The sequence below is a fragment of the Pelagibaculum spongiae genome, assembly GCF_003097315.1.
GTDB lineage: Bacteria > Pseudomonadota > Gammaproteobacteria > Enterobacterales > Pelagibaculaceae > Pelagibaculum > Pelagibaculum spongiae.
Genome location: NZ_QDDL01000002.1, coordinates 311,579 through 331,779, shown reverse-complemented (window position 1 = coordinate 331,779; position 20,201 = coordinate 311,579). Strand labels below are relative to the sequence as shown.

Sequence of the window (20,201 nt, the reverse complement as noted above, 5' to 3'; positions counted from 1 at the left end):
ACTAATTAGTCAAGCGGTGTCGATTGCCGATTGGGCATTACCGATATTTTTACCGGCTAGGGTGACAACTTAATGCCACTACAAATTAGTCAAGCGGTATCGATTGCCGATTGGGAAATGGATTTTACGGCAATTCGTGCCAGCGGCCCGGGTGGACAAAACGTCAACAAGGTGTCGAGCGCGATTCACCTTCGGTTCGATATTAAACATTCCAGTTTGCCGGATTTTTATAAAGAACGGCTGCTGAAATTATCGGATCAAAGAATTACTGCCGAAGGAGTGGTGGTGATCAAGGCCGATCGTTATCGTACCCAAGAGCTCAACCGGCAAGATGCATTAGACCGATTGCTGGAATTGATTAAAAATGCCACCAAAGTCGAAAAAAAGCGTCGCCCGACTAAGCCAACCAAAGGCTCACAAAGACGCCGCATGGATAGTAAGACTAAGCGCGGACAGACCAAGGTTTTGAGAAATAAAAAGTCGTTTGAGTGACCTGCTGAGAACCTCAATCAGTTTTGTTCGCTAGTGCTTTTATAAGCTATAAGCTGTGAGATAATACTGCTCGAAAATTTAGTTAGCCCCATGCTCAAGGAGAGACTCATGCCGAATGGCAGGAAAGATTCATGCTACTTAGCTCAAGAAGATGAAATGAGCTATTGGGATGGTGTCTCCGATTCTTCACCCTTTAACTCAAGTGAAATTGATGTGGCTAGCGTCACGCTGTCTCTAGATAGTGTGATTGAGCGCATGCAGTGTGATGAAATTGACTTAAATACAGATTTTCAAAGGCGTGCGGAAATTTGGACGGTTGTTCAAATGAGTAGATTGATCGAGTCGATTTTGATTCAATTGCCATTGCCGGTGTTTTACTTCGATGTTTCCTCCGAGTACAACTGGCAAATTATCGATGGGCTGCAGCGATTGAATGCAATTAAAAGATTTGTTTTAGACAAAGAGCGGCCTTTGAAACTTAAAGGGTTGGAGTTTTTGTCTGCAGAGTTAAATGGGGCGACCTATGATGATTTACCTAGGCCTATGCAGCGAAGGTTTAGAGAGTTTCAGATAATCACCCATCAGGTTCGACCTTCAACGCCGTTAAATATCAAGTATAGTATTTTCATGCGAGTGAATACTGGCGGGACACCTTTAAATTCTCAAGAAATTAGGCACGCATTGGCACCAACTCACGTGCGAGAATTTTTGGCGAGATGTTCAGAATATCCAGATTTTATTGAGTTGATGGGCGACCGGTCTCGAAGAATGAAAGATCAAGAACTTGTGCTCAGGTTTGTCGCTTATGAAATATTTAATTCGAGAGAAACCGCACGAAACCTTGTTGTTCTGCTCAATGAAGCGGTAGAACGGTTACGCAGAGCTGATCGTGATGAACTGGATCGTCTTGCCCGACTTTTTGCCTTGTCTCTTGAAAGATCCAAGGCGCTTTTTGGTTCTGAAGCTTTCGTAAAACATCTATTTCAAGAAGGAAGCAAAAAAAGGAAAAGTGTAGCTTTATTCGAAGTCTGGATGAGGCAGCTTTCAAAATTAAGTGAAAGCGATTTTTCTAAGCTTTGTGCTAAAAGGGATAGGCTTTTACATGAACTGGACGAGACGTTAACTGATAATCAAGATTTTATCCGGTCACTATCTACCAACACACAAGCTATTCAGAATATTGAGTACCGGCATGCAGTAACCCACCATTTAGTTAAAATAATATTAAGAGAAACCTAATGCTTGAATATCTTCATATAAAAAACTTCAAGACAATACTAGCTGGTGGTTTTGAACTTTCAGGTTTAAATATTTTTTCTGGGTTAAATGGCATGGGGAAATCCTCATTAATTCAGACTTTATTACTCCTTCGGCAATCTTACGAACGAAACTTGCTTGTGGATAAAGGTTTACTGCTTCAGGGAGACTATGTATCTCTTGGAACTGGAAGGGATGTTCTGTCGCAAGAAAGCCAAGAAGATGAATTTAGTTTTATTGTGAAGTGGACAAACAGTTCTTTCGCAACAGAATTTTCATTTGATTACGCTGATACTTCAGACTTGCAGCCTATGCAGAAACTCAATCCAGCAATTATCGAACATGCTGAAAGGCTTAGCTTATTTAACAATAACTTTCGTTACCTAAGTGCTGACCGAGTTGCACCAACCAGCCATCATCAGCTTTCTGAATTCCATATTAAAGAACTGAACTCTTTAGGTATTCGTGGCGAGTATACAGTGCATTATATTGCTGAATATGCTGATCAGGCTGTAAGTAACCACCCTTTGATTCATAAAGAGGCTGCTTCTAGTGACTTGCTCACCAATATCAACGCATGGATGTCTGAGATTGCTCCAGGCTTGAGGGTGAGGACACAAGCAGTGCCTCACTTTAATGCTGCCACTTTAGGTTTTTCATTTGTTCAAGGTAACCAGGTAACCAACGAATTCAAACCGCAGAATGTCGGTTTTGGTTTGAGTTATGTTTTGCCGGTAGTAACCAGTATTTTATCAGCGAAACCTGGTGATTTATTAATTATTGAAAATCCAGAATCTCATTTACACCCTGCCGGGCAAGCAGTCATGGGGCGTTTATGTGCATTGGCTGCGCACCATGGAATACAGTTAATTGTTGAATCACATTCGGATCATTTTTTAAATGGTGTTCGGGTAGCGGTTAAAGAGCAACTAGCTACTCCTGATGATGTGCGGTTGTATTTTTTGGAACGAGAATCAACAGATCAACAGCATGCGTCGCATATTCTTCGCCCGAAAATTGATGAGCAAGGCAGAATTGATCAATGGCCTAATGGCTTCTTTGACGAATGGGATAAGCAGCTGGATCGTTTGCTATGAGCCAAAATTTGGTGTTTAACCACCATAGCTTGCCATATCAACATGCCGCCCAAGCCAAAGAAGATATTGCTGAATTCCTGAAGATAGCTATCCGCTGTCGAACCTTTGGTTATGATGCCATCCTATTGGACGAAGAAATTGATCAATCTTGGTATGGTCTGGAATTAGCTAAAGATTATTTTCTCAGAGACTGGTTCGTCCAAGCCAATCAAGATCCGCAACAAAAAGACCTTGTTCGAGCTTTTCGAAGCATTGCAACTAGGCAGCCACTATTTGATGCTGATGAACTTAAACAAAGTACAGAATTGGACGCTGGCCTTGCCGGAGAAGATCAAAGCAGCATTGCACTTCTGGCAAGCTTTTACTTTGAGGCATTTTTGCTGAGTTTCCCTTCTCAGAAAAAATGGACGAAACCAGAGCTGGCCATATGGATTAAAAAGTTAGATGAAGAAAGTGGGGAGATTGAGCAAGCGTCAGCCGAGTTAAAAAATATATTCTCCATTGCATCGCTTAGTAATCATGAGTTAAATCTTAAAACAATAAGGGATCAGAAACTCCAAACGGCTAATGATATTTTACAGCGTCGGCAAAGTCTGTTCCCGTGTATTGAGTTCTTGGATAGCTTCAGTAGCGATCTTCGCAGAGGTGGTTTTCGCGCGGATATTTTAGATAAATCCAAAGATGCTTTGTTGGTTTTGAATCAATTCTGTGATGACTGGAAAGAAGAAAAGTTTTCAGAGTATCGACATGAATATCTACGAGATTCTGGCTTGAATATGGAGGTTTCTGGTGAATCATCCACTGTGGCTGATGATCCAAAGTTACGAAGCCAAAGGGAATATCGACTGCCTTCAGGAACCAAGGTTTATTGTGAAAATCACATAAAATTACCCGCAGGCTTTCGGATGCATTTTTATCCGGACACTACCAATAAAAAAATCTATATTGCTTACCTTGGGCCACATCTCAAACTGAAATAGCAAGCACCTTACAGATGCTTGCTGGTTCAATCTTTACTGCCGCTGCCTAACTGCTTCAAACAAACATACGCCTGTTGCAACAGATACATTTAAGCTAGAAACTTCACCGGCCATTGGCAGATTAACCAAAAAGTCACAGGCTTCGCGGGTTAAGCGGCGTAAGCCTGAACCTTCAGCGCCCATGACAATCGCCATTGGGCCTTTTAAATCTTGCTGATAAACCGACTGTTCGGCTTCGCCTGCAGTGCCAGTTAACCAAATGCCGTGCTTTTTCAAATTGTCCAAGCAGCGAGCAAGGTTGGTGACCACATATAAAGGCGTTGCTTCGGCGGCACCACAGGCAACTTTACGCACCGTAGCATTTAAACCAACCGCTTTATCTTTTGGCACAATCACACCGTGAACACCGGCGGCATTGGCGCTTCGCAAGCAAGCGCCCAAATTATGCGGGTCGGTGACGCCATCAAGAACCAGTAAGAAAGGCGCTTCTTCTAATTGCTCAAGCATGATTTCTAGCGATTGTTCATTCTGCTCGCCCGATGCTTTGACGTAAGCAACCACGCCTTGGTGGTGTGCATTATTGGTTAAAGTGTCGAGATCCTTGCGGGATTTTTGCTCAACTTTACAACCCAATTTGCGTGCTTCATCCGCTAATAAATTAGCCTTGTCATTACTGCGGCCACCTTGAATAGCCAGTGACAGCAATCGATCATTATTGGTTTTTAATAAAGATTGCACTGCGTGCAATCCATAAACAAGTTCGTTTTTCATTGACTGCTCGAAAAATCGAAACCGGCCCGCAGACCGGTTTAGGGGTGATGTGAAGAATGAATTACTTACGCTTGCGGAATGTTTTACGACGCGGCTTTTTCTTCACTGGTGCTCGGCCTTCTACCGCCATTTCACCAGATAATTCAAAGTCGATTTTCTTATCGTCGAGGCTTACTTTAACCACTTTTACCGTTAGGCGATCACCCAAGCGATAACTCTTACCAGTACGTTCACCGCTCATGCGGTGTTTGGCAGAATCAAAGTGGAAATAGTCATTGCCCAGCGAAGTAACGTGTACCAAGCCGTCGACGTAAATATCGTCAAGCTGAACAAACAAACCAAAACCGGTTACGCCAGATACCGAGCCTTCAAAGTCCATGCCGATTTTATCTTGCATGTACTCGCACTTCAGCCAGTTGGTGACTTCGCGAGTGGCTTCATCTGCACGGCGTTCGGTTGATGAGCAATGCTCGCCGAGGTCTTGCATCTTCTTTTCGCTGTATTCAAAAGTGCTGGCTTTTTCACCATTAATTAAATGGCGAATCGCACGATGAACCAGCAAATCAGGATAGCGACGAATTGGCGAAGTAAAGTGGGCGTAGGCATTAAATGCCAAGCCAAAGTGACCATCGTTTTTCGGCGAATAGACTGCCTGAGACAGCGAGCGCAATAAAACAGTCTGGATTAATGGTGCATCCGGACGGCCTTTAATGGCCCAAATTAACTGAGCGTAATCTTGTGGCTCTGGCTTGTCGCCGCCGCCAAGACCGAGGCCTAATTCGGACAAAAAGCTGCGAACGTCTTCGATCTTGCCTTCTTTCGGGCCCATATGGGAGCGATACAAAGTTGGGATCTTGTTCTTGGCCAAAAAGCGAGCTGTCGCCACGTTGGCGCTCAGCATGCACTCTTCGATAATCCGGTGTGCATCGTTGCGTTCGTATGGCTCGATCTTTTCGATCCGGCGATTATCATCGAAAACAATCCGGGTTTCGGTTGTTTCGAAGTCAATTGCACCGCGTGCCATACGCTGGCCGATTAAGGCGTGATACATCCGATACAGTTCTTGCAGATGCGGCAGCACTTCACCGTATTCTTGGCAAAGTTCTTTGTCTTTGTGCTGCAGCATTTTCGAGACCTTGGTATAGGTCAAGCGTGCTTTGGACTGCATGACTGCGTCGTAGAACTTATAGCGCGTCAGCTTACCGTTGGCGCTGATGCTCATGTCACACACCATACACAAACGATCAACGTCTGGGTTCAGTGAGCACAAGCCATTGGATAACTGCTCAGGCAGCATCGGAATGACCCGACCCGGGAAATATACCGAGTTGCCGCGTTCATAGGCAGAGGCATCCAGTGCGCCGCCAACGGGCACATAACTGCTGACATCAGCAATCGCTACTACTAAGCGCCAGCCACCTGACTTTTTACGTTCAGCAAAAACCGCATCGTCAAAGTCACGGGCATCTTCACCATCAATAGTGACTAATGGCAGATGACGAATATCTTCCCGGCCTTTGAACTGCGCAGGCTTGACCTTAGCACCGAACTTGTCGGCTTCAGCGACGACTGCGTCGTCAAATACATGGGGCAGATCGTGATTGCGAATTGCCAGTTCAGTTTCCAAACCCGCCTGCATATGGTTACCCAATACTTCGATAACCTTACCCATCGCATTGGTGCGGCTAGTTGGCGGAACGATCAATTCAACTGAAACGATCTGGCCTTTGGCTGCGCCATTGCTTTGTCCCGGAGGGATCAGAACATCTTTATGAATTCGGTTGCTGTCGGGCACCACATAGCCAACGCCATGTTCTTCAAAGTAGCGGCCGACCAGCCTTACCATTCCGCGCTCAAGGATTTCAACCACCGCACCTTCACGGCGACCTCGGCTATCAAGGCCTTCAATCCGAGCCAATACCCGATCACCATGAAGCAATGAGCTCATCTGGTGGGTATTGAGAAATAAATCATCGGAAGTGTCTTCAGGAATCAGAAAGCCAAAGCCTTCTTTGTGTGCATGAACCCGACCCTTGATCAGATCCATTTTGGTTACCAGACCATATTCGCCCTTGCGATTACAAACCAGTTGACCATCGCGCACCATTGCACGCAAACGTCGACGCAGCGCTTCTTGTGGCGATTCACCAGAAATTTCCAACAGCTCGCCAACGCTATCGATGTTCAGCAAGGCACCTTGTTTCTCCAGCAATTCCAGTATCATTTCACGACTGGCAATTGGATTGCTGTAGTGGCTGGCTTCTCTTGCCGCCTGTGGATCCTTGAGGTTATTTTTCCTTTTCTTTGTCATTCATACTCTCTTGAAAATACAAAAAGGGTTTCTTCTGGTTTTAAGGCCGAGAGAGAAACCCTTTTTTGAGGATCGCTGTTATTCCAGCGGATCTCTCAAAATTATGGTTTCCTTCCGGTCTGGCCCGGTGGAGACGATATCAATCGGTGTTTCGAGAATTTCTTCTAACCGACGAATATAAGCTCGGGCATTTTCCGGAAGTAAATCAATTGAAGTTGTGCCGTATGTGGTTTCACTCCAGCCTGCAACTTCTTCATAAACCGGCTCGCAAGCTTCAAATGCTTCGGCGCCGATGGGTGGGCGATCGATAATTTCGCCCTGGTACTTGTAGCCAGTACAAATCTTGATGGTTTCTAGTCCATCGAGAACGTCTAGTTTGGTCAGGCAGATGCCAGTGACGCTGTTAGCCTCGATTGAACGGGCTAAAACAACGGCATCAAACCAGCCACAACGCCGACTACGACCGGTGGTGGCACCAAATTCATTGCCTTTGGTGCCCAGATGATTACCCACTTCATCAAACAGTTCGGTTGGGAATGGACCTGCGCCAACCCGGGTGGTGTAAGCCTTGGTGATACCCAGTACATAATCGATGTAACAAGGGCCAAAGCCGCTGCCGGTTGCAACGCCGCCAGCTGTGGTGTTCGAAGAAGTCACGTAAGGATAGGTGCCCTGATCAATATCGAGCAACGTACCTTGTGCGCCTTCAAATAATAACTTGTCACCGTTACGGCGATGTTGATGCAACATCTGAGTAACATCAGCCACCATAGGTGCAAGTTCTTTCGCCATTTCCTGACAAAGTGCAAACACTTCATCAAAGCTGACCGCATCAACCTTGTAGTATTGGGTCAGTGCGAAGTTGTGGTATTCCATTACTTCACGCAGCTTTTCTTCCAGTCTTGCTTGATCAAACAAGTCACCTAAACGCAATGCGCGGCGAGCAACCTTGTCTTCATAAGCTGGGCCAATACCACGGCCAGTTGTGCCAATGGCTTTTTTGCCACGGGCCAATTCGCGCGCCTGATCCAATGCAACGTGATACGGCAGGATCAGAGGGCAAGCCTCAGACAGGAATAAGCGCTTTCGAACCGCGGAATCGGTTATTTCAAGCTGGTGAATCTCTGTCATCAAAGCTTCAGGCGACAGTACAACACCATTGCCGATATAGCAGTTGACGTTTTTATGCAAAATTCCTGATGGAATAAGGTGCAACACAGTTTTGACACCGTCGATGACCAGTGTATGGCCAGCATTATGGCCACCTTGGTAACGTACTACGCCAGCTACCTGCTCAGTCAGCAGATCAACCAGTTTGCCCTTGCCTTCATCACCCCATTGGGTGCCCAGCACTACAAGATTTTTGCCCATTTCGGTTCCAGCTCGCTAATTCAAGGGTTTTACTTGCCAGCCATCATCGGCGCTGACAAGTTGATGACTACAGCCTGCTTCGGCTTGCTGCATGTCCTGATCCGGTAACAATCTGATCACTACGTGACCGGCTTGCCGGAATTGCTTTACTGCAGCTTCAAGTGCAGCGTTCTCTCCCTCAACCGGGGCGAGAATTGTTTGCTGTTGTGGCATTTCTGTCTGACCTAGGGTCATCAGAGTTTTCAAACAAGTACTAAAGCCGGTGGCGGGCCTGCTTTCACAACCAAACGCCTTGCCGATATCGTCATAGCGGCCGCCTTGGGCGACGGCTTGACCGGCACCTGGCAGATAGGCACTAAATACCACACCGGTATGGTAGTGATATCCGCGCAACTCACCGAGGTCGAAAATCACCTGTGCATTTGGATGGCGACGGCGCAGTAGCGCGACGATTGCTTCTAGTTGATCGAGTGCTACATGCAAAGATTCCGGCGCTGCCGCCAGAGACTTTCTGGCTTTGTCGATCACCGACTGATCACCATAAAGGTCGACCAAACTCGCCAGCATTTGCTGGGTTTGTTCAGTGAGCTGCCAGCTTTGCAGGAGATCTTTTAGTTCGGTAACTGCCTTGCGCTGAAGGATTTCCATCAGCTGTTGTTCCTGGCTTTGGTCTAGTTGAGCATGCTCAACCAGTGCCCGGAAAATGCCAACATGGCCGAGTTCGAGGCATGCGTTTTTCAGACCGGATTGTGCCAGGGTTTCCAACATCAACTCGAGAATTTCAGCGTCACTTTCAATGCCGCCATGACCAAACAGTTCGATACCGATTTGCGCCGGTGCTCGACCATTACTGAGTCCTTGCGGGTTGGTGCGCAAAACCGTGCCGTGATAACAAAGACGATTAACGCCTGTGCCACCTAACTTGTGGGCATCGATTCGGGCAACTTGTGGTGTGGTGTCGGCACGAATACCGAGCAGTTTACCACTTAGGCTATCGGTGAGTTTGAAAGTCTGGAGTTCAAGATCGCTACCGGCACCGGTAAGCAGGGAATTAAGGTGTTCTACAAGCGGAGGGTATACCAATTGGTAGCCCCAGAGGTTGTAGAGATCCAGTAGCTGTCGCCTGAGAGCTTCAACCTTGGCTGCCTGGGGTGGCAAGAGTTCATCAATTCCCTCGGGGAGCAACCACCGAGTATTATCTTGCATCGTTATCTAACCATGTAAAGCAGCATCAGGCCACCAGTCATACTGGCTAAACCCATCAACTGCAAAAAACGATTATTCTGACTGGCTGCTTGGGTCATCGCTGCTTTCCAGCGAGCGGGTGCAATAAAAGGCAAAATACCTTCAATCACCAGTACCAAAGCCAGTGCAGACCACAAATCATTCATGAGTCACACTACATTAGCGCATAAAGAAAGGCGCAAAAAGGCCGGGATAATCCCGGCCCTAAAGCAAGATTGTAACCTTGTGTGCTGCCTATGTTAAGTAGGCAGCACTAAGATTATTTAGCTTGTTTGTTGAAATAGCGGAAGAATTCACTATCAGGCTTGAGTATCAGAGTATCTTGCTTGCTGTTCAGGCTGAGCTGATAAGCTTGCAGGCTTCTGACAAAGCCGTAGAACTCACGGTCCTGACTATAAGCATCCGCATAAATAGTGGTTGCTGTTGCATCGCCATTACCGCGAATGATTTCAGAATCACGGTAAGCAGTTGCAGCGATTTCAGTACGCTGGCGGTCTGCTTGTGCGCGAATGATTTCAGCGTCTTTCTCACCGTTAGAACGGAACTCACGAGCAATACGATTACGCTCTGTACGCATCCGACGATAAACCGATTCGGTTACTTTGCTCGGTAACTCAATACGTTTGATTCGAACGTCAACCACTTCGATACCGAGTTCCAGCACCTTTGCGTTTGCCGCAGCAACCATTAATCGCATAATCTCTGAACGATCTTCCGAGATGACTTCTTGCAAAGTTCTGCGTGCAAATTCGTCACGTAGATCCTTGTTGATGATATCGGTCAATAGACGTGCTGCCTGTAATTCATCACCACGAGTGGTGGTGAAGTAATTCAGCAAAGCGCCTTCAGATGGGCTGATTTTCCACTCAACAAATGAATCGACTTCAACTGCTTTTTTCTCAGCAGTCAAAAAGCTCGCCGGTGGCGCATCCAATGTAATGATGCGGCGTTCGAATGTACGAACTTCATTAACAATTGGCCATTTGAAATGTATGCCTGGCTGCACGTTGCTTTGGCTGATCTGACCCAAGAACAGCACCATCGCGCGCTGCTTTTCGGAAACCACAAAAACACTGCCATAAATAACTAAGCCGATCAGGCCTAAAATGGCCAGAATTCCACTAGATGATCTGGTCATAATTATTCTCCTACCCGACTTGGAATTCTTGGCGCTACACGACCGCTACCGGTGGTATTACGCTGCGCTTCAAGTCGTGATGGCAGTTGTGAAAGGCTAGAGCCGCCAATGGTTTCGATGTTTGGATTTTGTAGCGCAGAAGCGGCTTGTGGTTGAACACCCATCCGGTCTAATGGCAAATACATTAATGAATTGCCACCTTCTACATCAACCAGAACCTTGTTTACTCGGCTAAACACGCTTTCCATGGTCTCGATATACAGACGATCACGGGTAACTTCAGGCGCTTTTTGATAAGCGGTTAACAGCTTAACAAAACGATCGGCTTCACCTTCCGCTTGTTGAACGACTTGCTCTTTATAAGCGGCAGCTTCTTCCAATTTACGTTTAGCTTGACCTTCTGCCAGAGGAACCGTGGTGTTGGCATAAGCTTGTGCTTCGTTCTTAAAGCGTTCCCTATCCTCACGCGCCTTGATTACGTCATCAAAGGAAGCTTTTACTGCGGATGGTGGATCTGCTTTTTGCAAGTTCAACTGAGTAACCTGTAAGCCTGCGCCGTAGGAATCGAGTAGCTCTTGCATTTTGGTTTTAGTGTCAGCTGCAACTACGTCACGGCCTTCAGTCAAGATAGCGTCTAGCTTGGTTTGACCGATCACTTCGCGCAATGCGCTTTGAGTGATATCACCTAAGGTGCGGTCAGGATCTTTGATCTTTAGAACATAATCTTTCAGATCTTTGATCACATATTGAACCCGCAGATCGATATCAACGATGTTTTCATCTTGGGTCAGCATGGTTGAAGTTAACGGATAGTTACGAACTACGCCGATATCATGAATTTCAACCGTATCGATAAAACGAGGATACCAATGAGGGCCCGGGCCGACAGTATCGTGATATTCACCCAAGCGAAGTATCAAACCGCGCTCTGCTGGCTCAACTTTATACCAGCCAGACAGGAACCAGATTAGCGTCAGGCCTGCCAGAATAAATACGGTACTAATTCCGCCGCCAGGCGTTTTGGCACTGCCAAATCCACCAAATCCGCCGCCTTTGCCGCTGAACTTCTTGGTGAAGTTTTTTACTACTTCATCTAGGTCTGGTGGACCCTGATCTTTTTTAGGACCACCAGAACCACCGGAGTTATTACCCCAGGGATTTTGTCGGTTACCGCCGCCACCCGGTTCATTCCAAGCCATAGATAATTCTCCCCTGTGCGTTATTTCGCACGATGATTGCCAGTGCAACACACCGAATAGCTGCATTCTAGCAGCCAGATTGGGTGAGACACCATGCATCTAAAGACAGATTTTGTGATAAAACGTTGAAACCATAGTGGGGGTTGATTGCCTTTTGACAAGGGATCTGCCGAACTTTTTATTCGGCAGAAACCAGCTCTAGTGGCGAATCTTTAGAAATACCAATCAGGCGAACGCCTGCATTGGCCAACAATCGCTCTACATCTCGTTGTGGTAATTCCAGCTCCAGGATGGCTTCACCCTGATCGCTGTAACGCTCATTGATCACTGCATTTTGCTCAAAAAGTTCGGCACGTAACCGGCCAGCATTAATTGGCAGCAGAATCTCACAACGCATTAAATTGCTTTGCAGTCGCTCGGCAATCGCCTGATAGAGTTCGTCGAATCCTTCCCCGGTTTTTGCAGAAACCCAAACTCTTTGTGGATTGCCTTCTGCATCTCGATCGATTCTTGGTTTTTCATCTAGCAGATCGATCTTGTTATAAACCAATAATTTAGGTAGTTCGCCAGCACCAATATAATCGAGTACTTCATCCACTTCGTGAATGGTTTCTTGACGATTTTCGTCCGAAGCATCGACCACTTGCAGCAATAAACTGGCTTCTAGCGTTTCTTCCAAAGTCGCTCGGAAGGCGGCAACCAGATCGTGTGGTAAATCTCGAACAAATCCAACCGTATCGGCAAGAATCAGACTACCTGCGTGAGGCAATACCAATTTGCGAAGTGTTGGATCGAGTGTGGCAAACAACTGATCGGCTACATAAACATCAGCAGACGTCAGATGATTAAAGAGGGTTGATTTGCCCGCATTGGTGTAACCCACCAAAGATACCGTGGCAATTTCATTTTTGTTACGGGCTTTACGCCCTTGAGCACGTTGTTTACGCACTTTTTCTAGGCGGGCCTGTATCGCCTTGACGCGCATGCTAAGCATACGACGGTCCATTTCCAGCTGTGTCTCACCAGGACCTCTCATACCGATACCACCTTTTTGGCGCTCAAGGTGAGTCCAGCCGCGTACCAGTCGTGAAGACAGGTGTTGAAGCTGAGCTAACTCGACCTGAAGTTTACCTTCATGGGTACGAGCTCTTTGCGCAAAAATGTCGAGTATCAGTCCAGTACGATCAACAACGCGGCACTTGAGGTGATATTCAAGGTTACGTTCTTGGGCAGGAGAGAGGGTGTGATTGAAGATGACTACTTCAGCTTGGTGAGCAGAAACCGCACTGCGAATTTCTTCCACCTTGCCTGAGCCAACAAAATATTTTGCATGGGGAGCACTGCGGCGCCCGCCAACCACATCCATGGGGCAGGCACCAGCAGAGATAACCAGCTCTTCAAATTCCTGGCGATCTTTAAGGTCAGATACCAGTGCAAAATCAAGATGCACCAGTATTGCCTTTTCACCGCTGGCAGGCCGATCAAAAAATAGCAAAGGCCTACTACCGGTTATTATGCATTGCCAGGATCGAACTCGTCATCATCAGTCGTACCGGTCATGCGAACATTTCGAGCGGGTACAACTGTGGATATCGCGTGCTTGTAAACCATTTGGCTGACAGCATTTTTCAACAGGATCACGAACTGATCGAAAGACTCAACCTGACCTTGCAGCTTAATACCGTTAACCAGGTAAATTGATACAGGAATACGCTCTTTACGCAGCGCATTCAGGAAAGGGTCTTGTAAGGACTGCCCCTTTGACATGGTGTCCATCTCCTCAAACTAATTGTTTTTTTTTCGGCGCTCGCCGTGCCCTCCGGGGCGTGAAACAACAACGATAAATGAATACCGCTGCCTGGCTCGCATACAGTGTAGCAGCCATTAGCTAAAGCAAATCACTCTGCTTTTTCTAACATCTGCTCGATTTGGTTTATTGCGCTTTTGTCACCCGCTGTTATTTGGTGTAGCGGATGCTTCCAGTTTCTTAGCCAAGTCAGTTGGCGTTTCGCCAATTGCCTTGTTGCAATCACACCTCGTTCAATCATCTGCTGATAATCCAATTCACCGTTAAGATGTTCCCAGCACTGGCGATAGCCTACTGACCGAATTGACGGTAGCTCCGGATGTAGATCATCACGTTGGTATAACGTGCGAACTTCATCCAGTAGACCTAGCTCCAACATCTGGTTAAACCTTAATGCAATACGTTCATGCAGTTGTGCCCGGCACTCTGGCATCAATGATATCGCGAGGGTGCGATAAGGTAGCGGATTTTCCTTCTGAACGGACTGGTGTTGCGTCAAGGTTTGTCCCGAAATTCGAAACACTTCCAAAGCACGTAACAGTCGCTGTGGATCATTGGGATGTATCCTCTCAGCTGAGACGGGATCTATGACCGAAAGTTCACAATGCAATGCCTGCAACCCCTTTTCTTCTGCTTCTTTCCTTAATTGATCACGAATTTCCGGATCTGATTGGGGTAGCTCAGCTAAGCCTTCTATTAGCGCTTTGAAGTACATCATGGTACCTCCGACTAATAGCGGGATTTTCCCTCGGCTGGAAATCTCGGCCATTTCTTTTAAAGCATCTTCTCGAAACTGAGCTGCAGAATAAGGTTCTGACGGATCACAAATATCAATTAATCGATGCGGTGCTGCGGCCAATTCTTCTGCAGAAGGCTTGGCGCTACCGATATCCATTCCGCGATAAACCATCGCTGAATCGACACTAATAATTTCTGCTGGCATGGTTTTTACCAGCTCGATTGCCAAGTCGGTTTTACCGCTGGCAGTCGGGCCCATCAGCAAAATCGCCGGTGGTAATTTTTTTTCGCTCAAAGCTAACGTCCCCGAAGGAATAAATTTGGTTGCTTGGCCATGGCTTTTTGGCCGCTAAAATCAGGTGTTACTGTTGATGTTTTACTCATTGCAGCGCCATCTCAAAATAGAAGAAACGCCGCACAAGAAAAGCGCCTGCACCGTTAATTACAAAAATGTCGGATGGCGCTGCGCTTATCCAACCTACTGCCCTCGAAGGAATAATTTATCCAGCGCTACCATTGATAAACGCGTCCAGGTAGGTCTTCCATGATTACATTGACCACTTCTTTCCGTGGCTTCCATATCTCGCAGCAGAGCATTCATTTCATCAATGGTCAGGCGGCGATTGGCACGCACTGAACCATGGCAAGCCATGGTGCCCAGCAATTCATTAATATTATTTTTAATTCGCTGACTCTGCCCGTGCTCAGACAAGTCAGAAAGAATATCGCGCAATAGCTGCTCGCCATTGGCGCCGCGTAATAAAGCAGGAATCGATCTAAGTGCCAAAGATTCAGGCCCCAATCGCTGCACTTCCAACCCAAGTTGTAGCAATTCGTCAGTAGTACTTTCGGCTAGCGCGGCCTCTCGTTCACTAACAGAAACTTCAATTGGCACCAGCATTGGGGTGACTTTCAAGCCTTCGCTGTGCCAAGCGTGTTTCATGCGTTCATAGGTAATGCGTTCATGGGCGGCATGCATATCGACTAGCACCAAACCTTCGGCATCTTCGGCCAGAATATAAATGCCTTTCAATTGGGCAATTGCAAAACCGAGTGGTGGAATATCTCTGGCTTCAACAGCGAGTAGCGGATCTGGAGCAGTCTCAACGAACGCCGGTGCGGCATTTCCTGCTTGTGGATGCAACGCGCCATAGCTGCGCATTTCTTCAGCAACCCGAGATGCAGAAGGGCCGCTAGTTTTAGAAAAACTCCCGCTGCTAACACCACTACTTGCACCGCTAGAAAAACTGGCCCGGCGAGCCGATAAATCCATACTGTTTTGCACTGGAGCGATTTCTTCGGGCAAGGTTTGCTGATTGACTAGTTCGCCTGAAGTATTCGCCTGAAAGCTGGTCGCTGCAGGCTCTGGCTGATCTTCCGGCCGCAGTGCGGCCAGTGCCTTGTGCAGACTGCGAAACAGAAAGTCATGCACGCTGCGGCTTTCACGGAAACGCACTTCGTGTTTGGTCGGATGTGCGTTGACATCAACCGTCGATGGATCCAACTCAAAAAACAAAACAAACGCCGGATGTCGACCATGGTACAACACATCCCGATACGCCTGTTTGACTGCGTGAACCACGACTCGGTCACGCACCATCCGGCCATTAACGTAGAAATATTGCATGTCGGCCTGGCTGCGAGAAAAGGTCGGCAAACCCATCCACCCAGATAATTTGTAACCCAGCGCTTGCTGCTCGATATACACCGATTCCTGAATGAATTTACTGCCACAGACTCGGCCAATTCTGGCGGCCATGGCATTTTGATCAGTGTGCTTTTTAACTGCAGGCAGAGAGAAAATATTTTTGCGGTTGTGACTTAAATTAACCGCAATATCAAAACGACTGAGCGCCAATCGTTTAACCACTTCTTCCAGATGATTGAATTCGGTTTTTTCTTTTTTGAGGAATTTACGCCGAGCGGGCGTATTAAAGAACAAGTCTTTAACTTCTAAAGTAGTGCCTTTGGGATGCGCTGCCGGTTTAATTGAGATTTCCATCTCTCGACCTTCGGCTTCTACTTCCCAAGCAGTTTTGTCAGCTTCGGTGCGTGAAGTGAGCTTCATGCGAGAAACAGAATTGATTGAAGCTAAGGCCTCACCACGAAAGCCGAGGCTTTCTACTTGTTCTAAATCTTCTAGCGAAACAATTTTACTGGTGGCGTGACGGGATAAAGACAATGCCAAGTCGTCTTTATGAATGCCGCTGCCGTTATCGCGAATCCGGATCAGCTTAATGCCACCTTGCTCGATTTCAATATCGACTCGGCTGGCACCTGCATCCAAGCTGTTTTCTACCAGCTCTTTAACCACAGATGCTGGGCGTTCAACCACTTCACCGGCGGCAATCTGGTTAGCCAGACGAGCACCGAGTCTTTGAATTCGAGAAGTTTCAGTCACAGGAATTTACTTTTCTGTTATTGCTGGCGAAGCATTGGATTATGGAATTCTCAGTACCTGGCCAACTCGCAGGCGATCTGAGCGAAGCTTATTATGACGTTTCAGGCTAGCGATCGAAACCCGGTATTTAACCGCAATCCCCGAAAGCGTGTCACCACCAGACACTACATATTGACTGCGAGTCGCTGTCGGTGCTGCTAAACGGGTGCCAGCAATTGGGTTGCGCTGCAAATATTGGTCAAAGCCGCTGGCAATTGCCTTAGCAATTTTTGCTCGATGATTACGGCTATTGAGGTTTTTTTCTTCGGTTGGGTTAGTAATAAAACCGGTTTCGACCAGAATCGACGGAATATCAGGTGATTTTAAAACAGCAAAACCAGCCTGACCGACTTTTTTACTATGCAATCGACCGACTCTGCCCAGCTTGCCTAAAACACCGCTGGCTAAATCCATACTTTGTCGGATTGATTCATTTTGTGATAAATCGAGCAATACCGAAGCCAATACTTGATCTTTATCGTCCAAGCTGACGCCGCCAATCAAATCAGAGCTGTTTTCCTGTTTGGCTAACCAGCGAGCTTGTTCGCTTGAAGCCCCTCTGCGAGACAGGGCAAATACTGAAGCGCCGCGGGCGCGTTTGTCTTTAAATGCATCGGCGTGAATCGATATAAATAAATCAGCTCGAGCTTTGCGAGCTAATGTGACTCGCTTTCGCAGTGGAATGTAGTAATCACTTTTACGAATTAACACCGCTTTCATGCCTCTGCGGCGATTAATTTCGGTGGCTAAAGCTTTGGCAATTGCCAGAGTGACATGTTTTTCCCGCGAACCTTTACCGCCGATTGCACCGGGATCTTCGCCACCATGGCCGGCATCGATTGCCACCACGACATCACGAAGTTTGCCAGGTTGTTCATATTGTTGTGCGGTCAGTGGTTTTTGTTTTTTCTCGGCGTTTTTCAATTCAATTAACAGCCGGTGGCCGTATTCACCAGAAGGGCGTAAAGCAATGCTTCTTGGCTGAACTGTCTGATTTAAATCGAGCACCAATCGCAAGTCACGCTTTTGCCGAACGCCAAAACGAATTTGGTTGATATAACTTTTCGCCGGGTTGGGAAGTGAAGCGCTCCATTGGCAATCTTGTAAATCGATGACCAAACGATCGGGATTGGTTAATGGAAACACCTGATGTTTTACCGGGCGAGAAAGATCCAACACCAAACGAGTCGAATCTGGTGCGCTCCAGATACGAAGCCCTTTGAGTTTGGCAAAATTGCTTGATGCAACCGATTTAGCGGTTGCTTGTTGGATCAACTGGGGAAGTAGGGCCAGGCCAAGTAAAATATCGCGACGCTTCATTAAAAGTTAAATTGCCTGCCAGTTTTCAATAATAAGTTGGCCTTGAACTGAAAGGCCTTCGATAGTCAGATCGCGACTGTTGCCATTTTCTGCATAGGTCAGGTGAATAATTAAATCCGCTTGCGGCAAAATACCCTGCCCACGTTCTGACCATTCCACCAAACATACCGCATGATCGAGATAGTCGCGAATTCCCATGAACTCCAACTCTTCAGGGTCAGCTAATCGATACAGGTCGAAATGATAAACCGGCCCAGCGATTAAATCTTCATAGGGCTCAACCAAAGTGTAAGTTGGGCTTTTCACATTGCCCTTATGGCCAAGCGACTGAATTAATCCACGGCTAAAAGTGGTTTTACCCGCGCCTAAATCACCTTCAAGAAAAATAACCATCGGCCACTGCAGTTGCTCAGCTAACAGTTGAGCGAGTTGTAGCATCGAACCTTGGTCGAGCTGGGGAAATGTTTTGCTTGCTAACATGTCGGGTTAACCAATCCTCTTAAACTGGGCAGTAAATCTACGGCTTGTAAGCCAATTTGGCCGGCATCTGCGGCGATGTCGCCAGCTTGCGCATGAATCAAAACGCCGAGGCAGGCACTGTTGAGTGCGCTATGCCCTTGGGCCAAAAAGCTGCCTATGATACCTGCTAGCAGATCACCCATACCAGCAACCGCCATGCCGGGGTTTCCAAACGGGCAACACCATAGTTGCTGGCCATCGTAAATTAAACTGCCAGCACCTTTTAAAACCGCAACGCCGCCGAATTTTTGTTGTAGTAATTTAACCGCAGATAACCGATCAGATTGCACTTCAATCGTGGAAATATTTAACAATCTAGCCGCTTCACCCGGATGCGGAGTGATTACTAGCGGTGCATTCTTTTGTAATTTGTCGGTGAGAGCAGCTTGGCTGGCAAGTAAATTTAAGGCGTCGGCATCGATCACTTTAGGTAAGTCATTGTCGATCAAGGCTGAAACTAATTGCTGCGCTTGGCTGCTTTGTCCCATGCCCGGGCCAATCACCAATGCGTTGGCTTTATTCAACATTAATTGCAGATCAGCCGATTTCCAGCCAGCGAACATAATGCCCGGATGCGCTGCAGTAAATGCCGGGCAATAATTATCATTAACCAAGCTACTCACTAGCCCGGCACCCGTTTTAGCTGCTGCGGTGGCAGCTAGTAAAATTGCACCGCCCATATTTTGGCTGCCGCCGGCTAATAACAAATGGCCGTGATGGTTTTTATAGCTATTGCCATGACGCGGTTGGATAAGACTTTTTGGTAATTGGCTATCTAGCAAGTGGCCAACTGGTACATGAGCAAGGAATGCCTGCGCGGGCAACTGCAAATCTTCAACAATCACTTTTCCAGTGAAATGGCTGGCATCGGCAGTGAATAAGCCTAAAGTCGCGGCGATAAAGCTAATAGTCAGATCGGCAACAATAGTGCTGGCTGATGCTACGCCGTTATCGCCATTTAGCCCGGAAGGTATGTCGAGTGCCAATAAGGGTTTATTCGCAGCATTTATCATCTGAATCAGTTGTGGATAATCACCACGAAGCACACCAGAAAAGCCGCTGCCTAACAAACCATCAACTAAACAATCAGCCTTTGCCAAATCTTGATCAAGCATTTGAAAATCGACAGCTTTGCTGGTGCCGCCAGCTGCATGATAATCGGCGGCAGCTTGAATGCAGGATTGACTCGTCGGAGCTGAAATAAAAATCACTTGGACTGAGATACCGGCTTGATGCGCTAGTTTTGCAACCACCCAAGCATCGCCGCCGTTATTACCCGGTCCAGTAAACACTAGTAATGATTGGCAGGTAGGCCAGTGCTGGCGCAATTGCTTGAAAGCTGCCAGCCCGGCCCGGCACATCAAAGCGTAACCATCGATACGCAAATGCGCTGGCAGTCGATGAATCGCGGTATAATCAATATCTCTGACCTGATGATTCAGGTAGAGCGCCTGAGTTGTCGATCGGTTTTGGGCCATTGGTTTCTTCTCAGGCATAAAAATATTTAGTTGAAAAG

Annotated in this window: 18 protein-coding genes; 4 read left to right on the top strand and 14 right to left on the bottom strand. The window is 47.0% G+C overall.

What is annotated here, in order from left to right; translation table 11 throughout:
* The first annotated feature begins 72 nt into the window (after nucleotides 1-72).
* The 4 genes from arfB (at nucleotide 73) to DC094_RS07430 (ending at nucleotide 3,826) form a co-directional block, all read left to right on the top strand.
* Nucleotides 73-492, top strand: a complete 420-nt coding sequence (gene arfB / locus DC094_RS07445) for an alternative ribosome rescue aminoacyl-tRNA hydrolase ArfB (RefSeq protein ID WP_116686492.1) — start codon at nucleotides 73-75, stop codon at nucleotides 490-492.
* A gap of 156 nt (nucleotides 493-648) precedes the next feature.
* On the top strand, nucleotides 649-1,731 hold the full coding sequence (locus tag DC094_RS07440; protein WP_158527252.1) for a DUF262 domain-containing protein: 1,083 nt from the start codon (nucleotides 649-651) through the stop codon (nucleotides 1,729-1,731).
* Nucleotides 1,731-2,846, top strand: a complete 1,116-nt coding sequence (locus tag DC094_RS07435; RefSeq protein WP_116686490.1) for a DUF3696 domain-containing protein — start codon at nucleotides 1,731-1,733, stop codon at nucleotides 2,844-2,846. Before DC094_RS07440 ends, DC094_RS07435 begins: the two co-directional genes overlap by 1 nt.
* Nucleotides 2,843-3,826 carry a hypothetical protein gene (locus DC094_RS07430; RefSeq protein WP_116686489.1) on the top strand — a complete coding sequence of 328 codons (984 nt, stop codon included), beginning with the start codon at nucleotides 2,843-2,845 and terminating at the stop codon, nucleotides 3,824-3,826. Before DC094_RS07435 ends, DC094_RS07430 begins: the two co-directional genes overlap by 4 nt.
* A 33-nt stretch (nucleotides 3,827-3,859) precedes the next feature.
* Here the strand turns inward: DC094_RS07430 and rlmB are convergent, their stop codons facing one another.
* From rlmB to DC094_RS07360, 14 genes are all read right to left on the bottom strand, one after another.
* On the bottom strand, nucleotides 3,860-4,597 hold the full coding sequence (rlmB, locus tag DC094_RS07425; protein ID WP_116686488.1) for a 23S rRNA (guanosine(2251)-2'-O)-methyltransferase RlmB: 738 nt from the start codon (nucleotides 4,595-4,597) through the stop codon (nucleotides 3,860-3,862).
* 61 nt (nucleotides 4,598-4,658) lie between these two features.
* Entirely contained in the window at nucleotides 4,659-6,908 is a 2,250-nt protein-coding gene (gene rnr / locus DC094_RS07420; RefSeq protein WP_116686487.1) for a ribonuclease R, read from the bottom strand.
* 78 nt (nucleotides 6,909-6,986) lie between these two features.
* A complete protein-coding gene (locus tag DC094_RS07415) occupies nucleotides 6,987-8,279 on the bottom strand; it encodes an adenylosuccinate synthase (RefSeq protein WP_116686486.1) in 1,293 nt (430 codons plus the stop codon).
* Between the two features lie 15 nt (nucleotides 8,280-8,294).
* Nucleotides 8,295-9,485, bottom strand: coding sequence for an ATP phosphoribosyltransferase regulatory subunit (locus tag DC094_RS07410; protein WP_116686485.1), 1,191 nt, complete (start codon nucleotides 9,483-9,485; stop codon nucleotides 8,295-8,297).
* Nucleotides 9,486-9,487: 2 nt separating this feature from the next.
* Complete coding sequence (locus DC094_RS07405) at nucleotides 9,488-9,670, bottom strand: DUF2065 domain-containing protein (RefSeq protein WP_116686484.1); 183 nt, start codon at nucleotides 9,668-9,670, stop codon at nucleotides 9,488-9,490.
* Between the two features lie 113 nt (nucleotides 9,671-9,783).
* A complete protein-coding gene (gene hflC / locus DC094_RS07400; RefSeq protein WP_116686483.1) occupies nucleotides 9,784-10,662 on the bottom strand; it encodes a protease modulator HflC in 879 nt (292 codons plus the stop codon).
* 2 nt (nucleotides 10,663-10,664) lie between these two features.
* Nucleotides 10,665-11,861 (bottom strand): FtsH protease activity modulator HflK, encoded by a 1,197-nt coding sequence (gene hflK / locus DC094_RS07395; RefSeq protein ID WP_158527251.1) that lies wholly within the window; start codon nucleotides 11,859-11,861, stop codon nucleotides 10,665-10,667.
* 178 nt (nucleotides 11,862-12,039) lie between these two features.
* Nucleotides 12,040-13,356 (bottom strand): ribosome rescue GTPase HflX, encoded by a 1,317-nt coding sequence (gene hflX / locus DC094_RS07390; RefSeq protein WP_116686481.1) that lies wholly within the window; start codon nucleotides 13,354-13,356, stop codon nucleotides 12,040-12,042.
* A gap of 17 nt (nucleotides 13,357-13,373) precedes the next feature.
* Nucleotides 13,374-13,628, bottom strand: a complete 255-nt coding sequence (gene hfq / locus DC094_RS07385) for an RNA chaperone Hfq (RefSeq protein WP_116686480.1) — start codon at nucleotides 13,626-13,628, stop codon at nucleotides 13,374-13,376.
* A 131-nt stretch (nucleotides 13,629-13,759) separates the two neighbouring features.
* A complete protein-coding gene (miaA, locus tag DC094_RS07380; protein WP_206605598.1) occupies nucleotides 13,760-14,701 on the bottom strand; it encodes a tRNA (adenosine(37)-N6)-dimethylallyltransferase MiaA in 942 nt (313 codons plus the stop codon).
* Nucleotides 14,702-14,884: 183 nt separating this feature from the next.
* Complete coding sequence (gene mutL / locus DC094_RS07375; protein ID WP_116686479.1) at nucleotides 14,885-16,807, bottom strand: DNA mismatch repair endonuclease MutL; 1,923 nt, start codon at nucleotides 16,805-16,807, stop codon at nucleotides 14,885-14,887.
* Nucleotides 16,808-16,846: 39 nt separating this feature from the next.
* Nucleotides 16,847-18,166: an N-acetylmuramoyl-L-alanine amidase gene (locus DC094_RS07370; RefSeq protein ID WP_116686478.1), complete on the bottom strand. Its 1,320-nt coding sequence runs from the start codon at nucleotides 18,164-18,166 to the stop codon at nucleotides 16,847-16,849.
* Between the two features lie 6 nt (nucleotides 18,167-18,172).
* Nucleotides 18,173-18,646, bottom strand: a complete 474-nt coding sequence (tsaE, locus tag DC094_RS07365; RefSeq protein ID WP_116686477.1) for a tRNA (adenosine(37)-N6)-threonylcarbamoyltransferase complex ATPase subunit type 1 TsaE — start codon at nucleotides 18,644-18,646, stop codon at nucleotides 18,173-18,175.
* Nucleotides 18,640-20,163, bottom strand: coding sequence for an NAD(P)H-hydrate dehydratase (locus tag DC094_RS07360; RefSeq protein WP_158527250.1), 1,524 nt, complete (start codon nucleotides 20,161-20,163; stop codon nucleotides 18,640-18,642). Before DC094_RS07360 ends, tsaE begins: the two co-directional genes overlap by 7 nt.
* Between the last annotated feature and the right edge of the window lie 38 nt (nucleotides 20,164-20,201).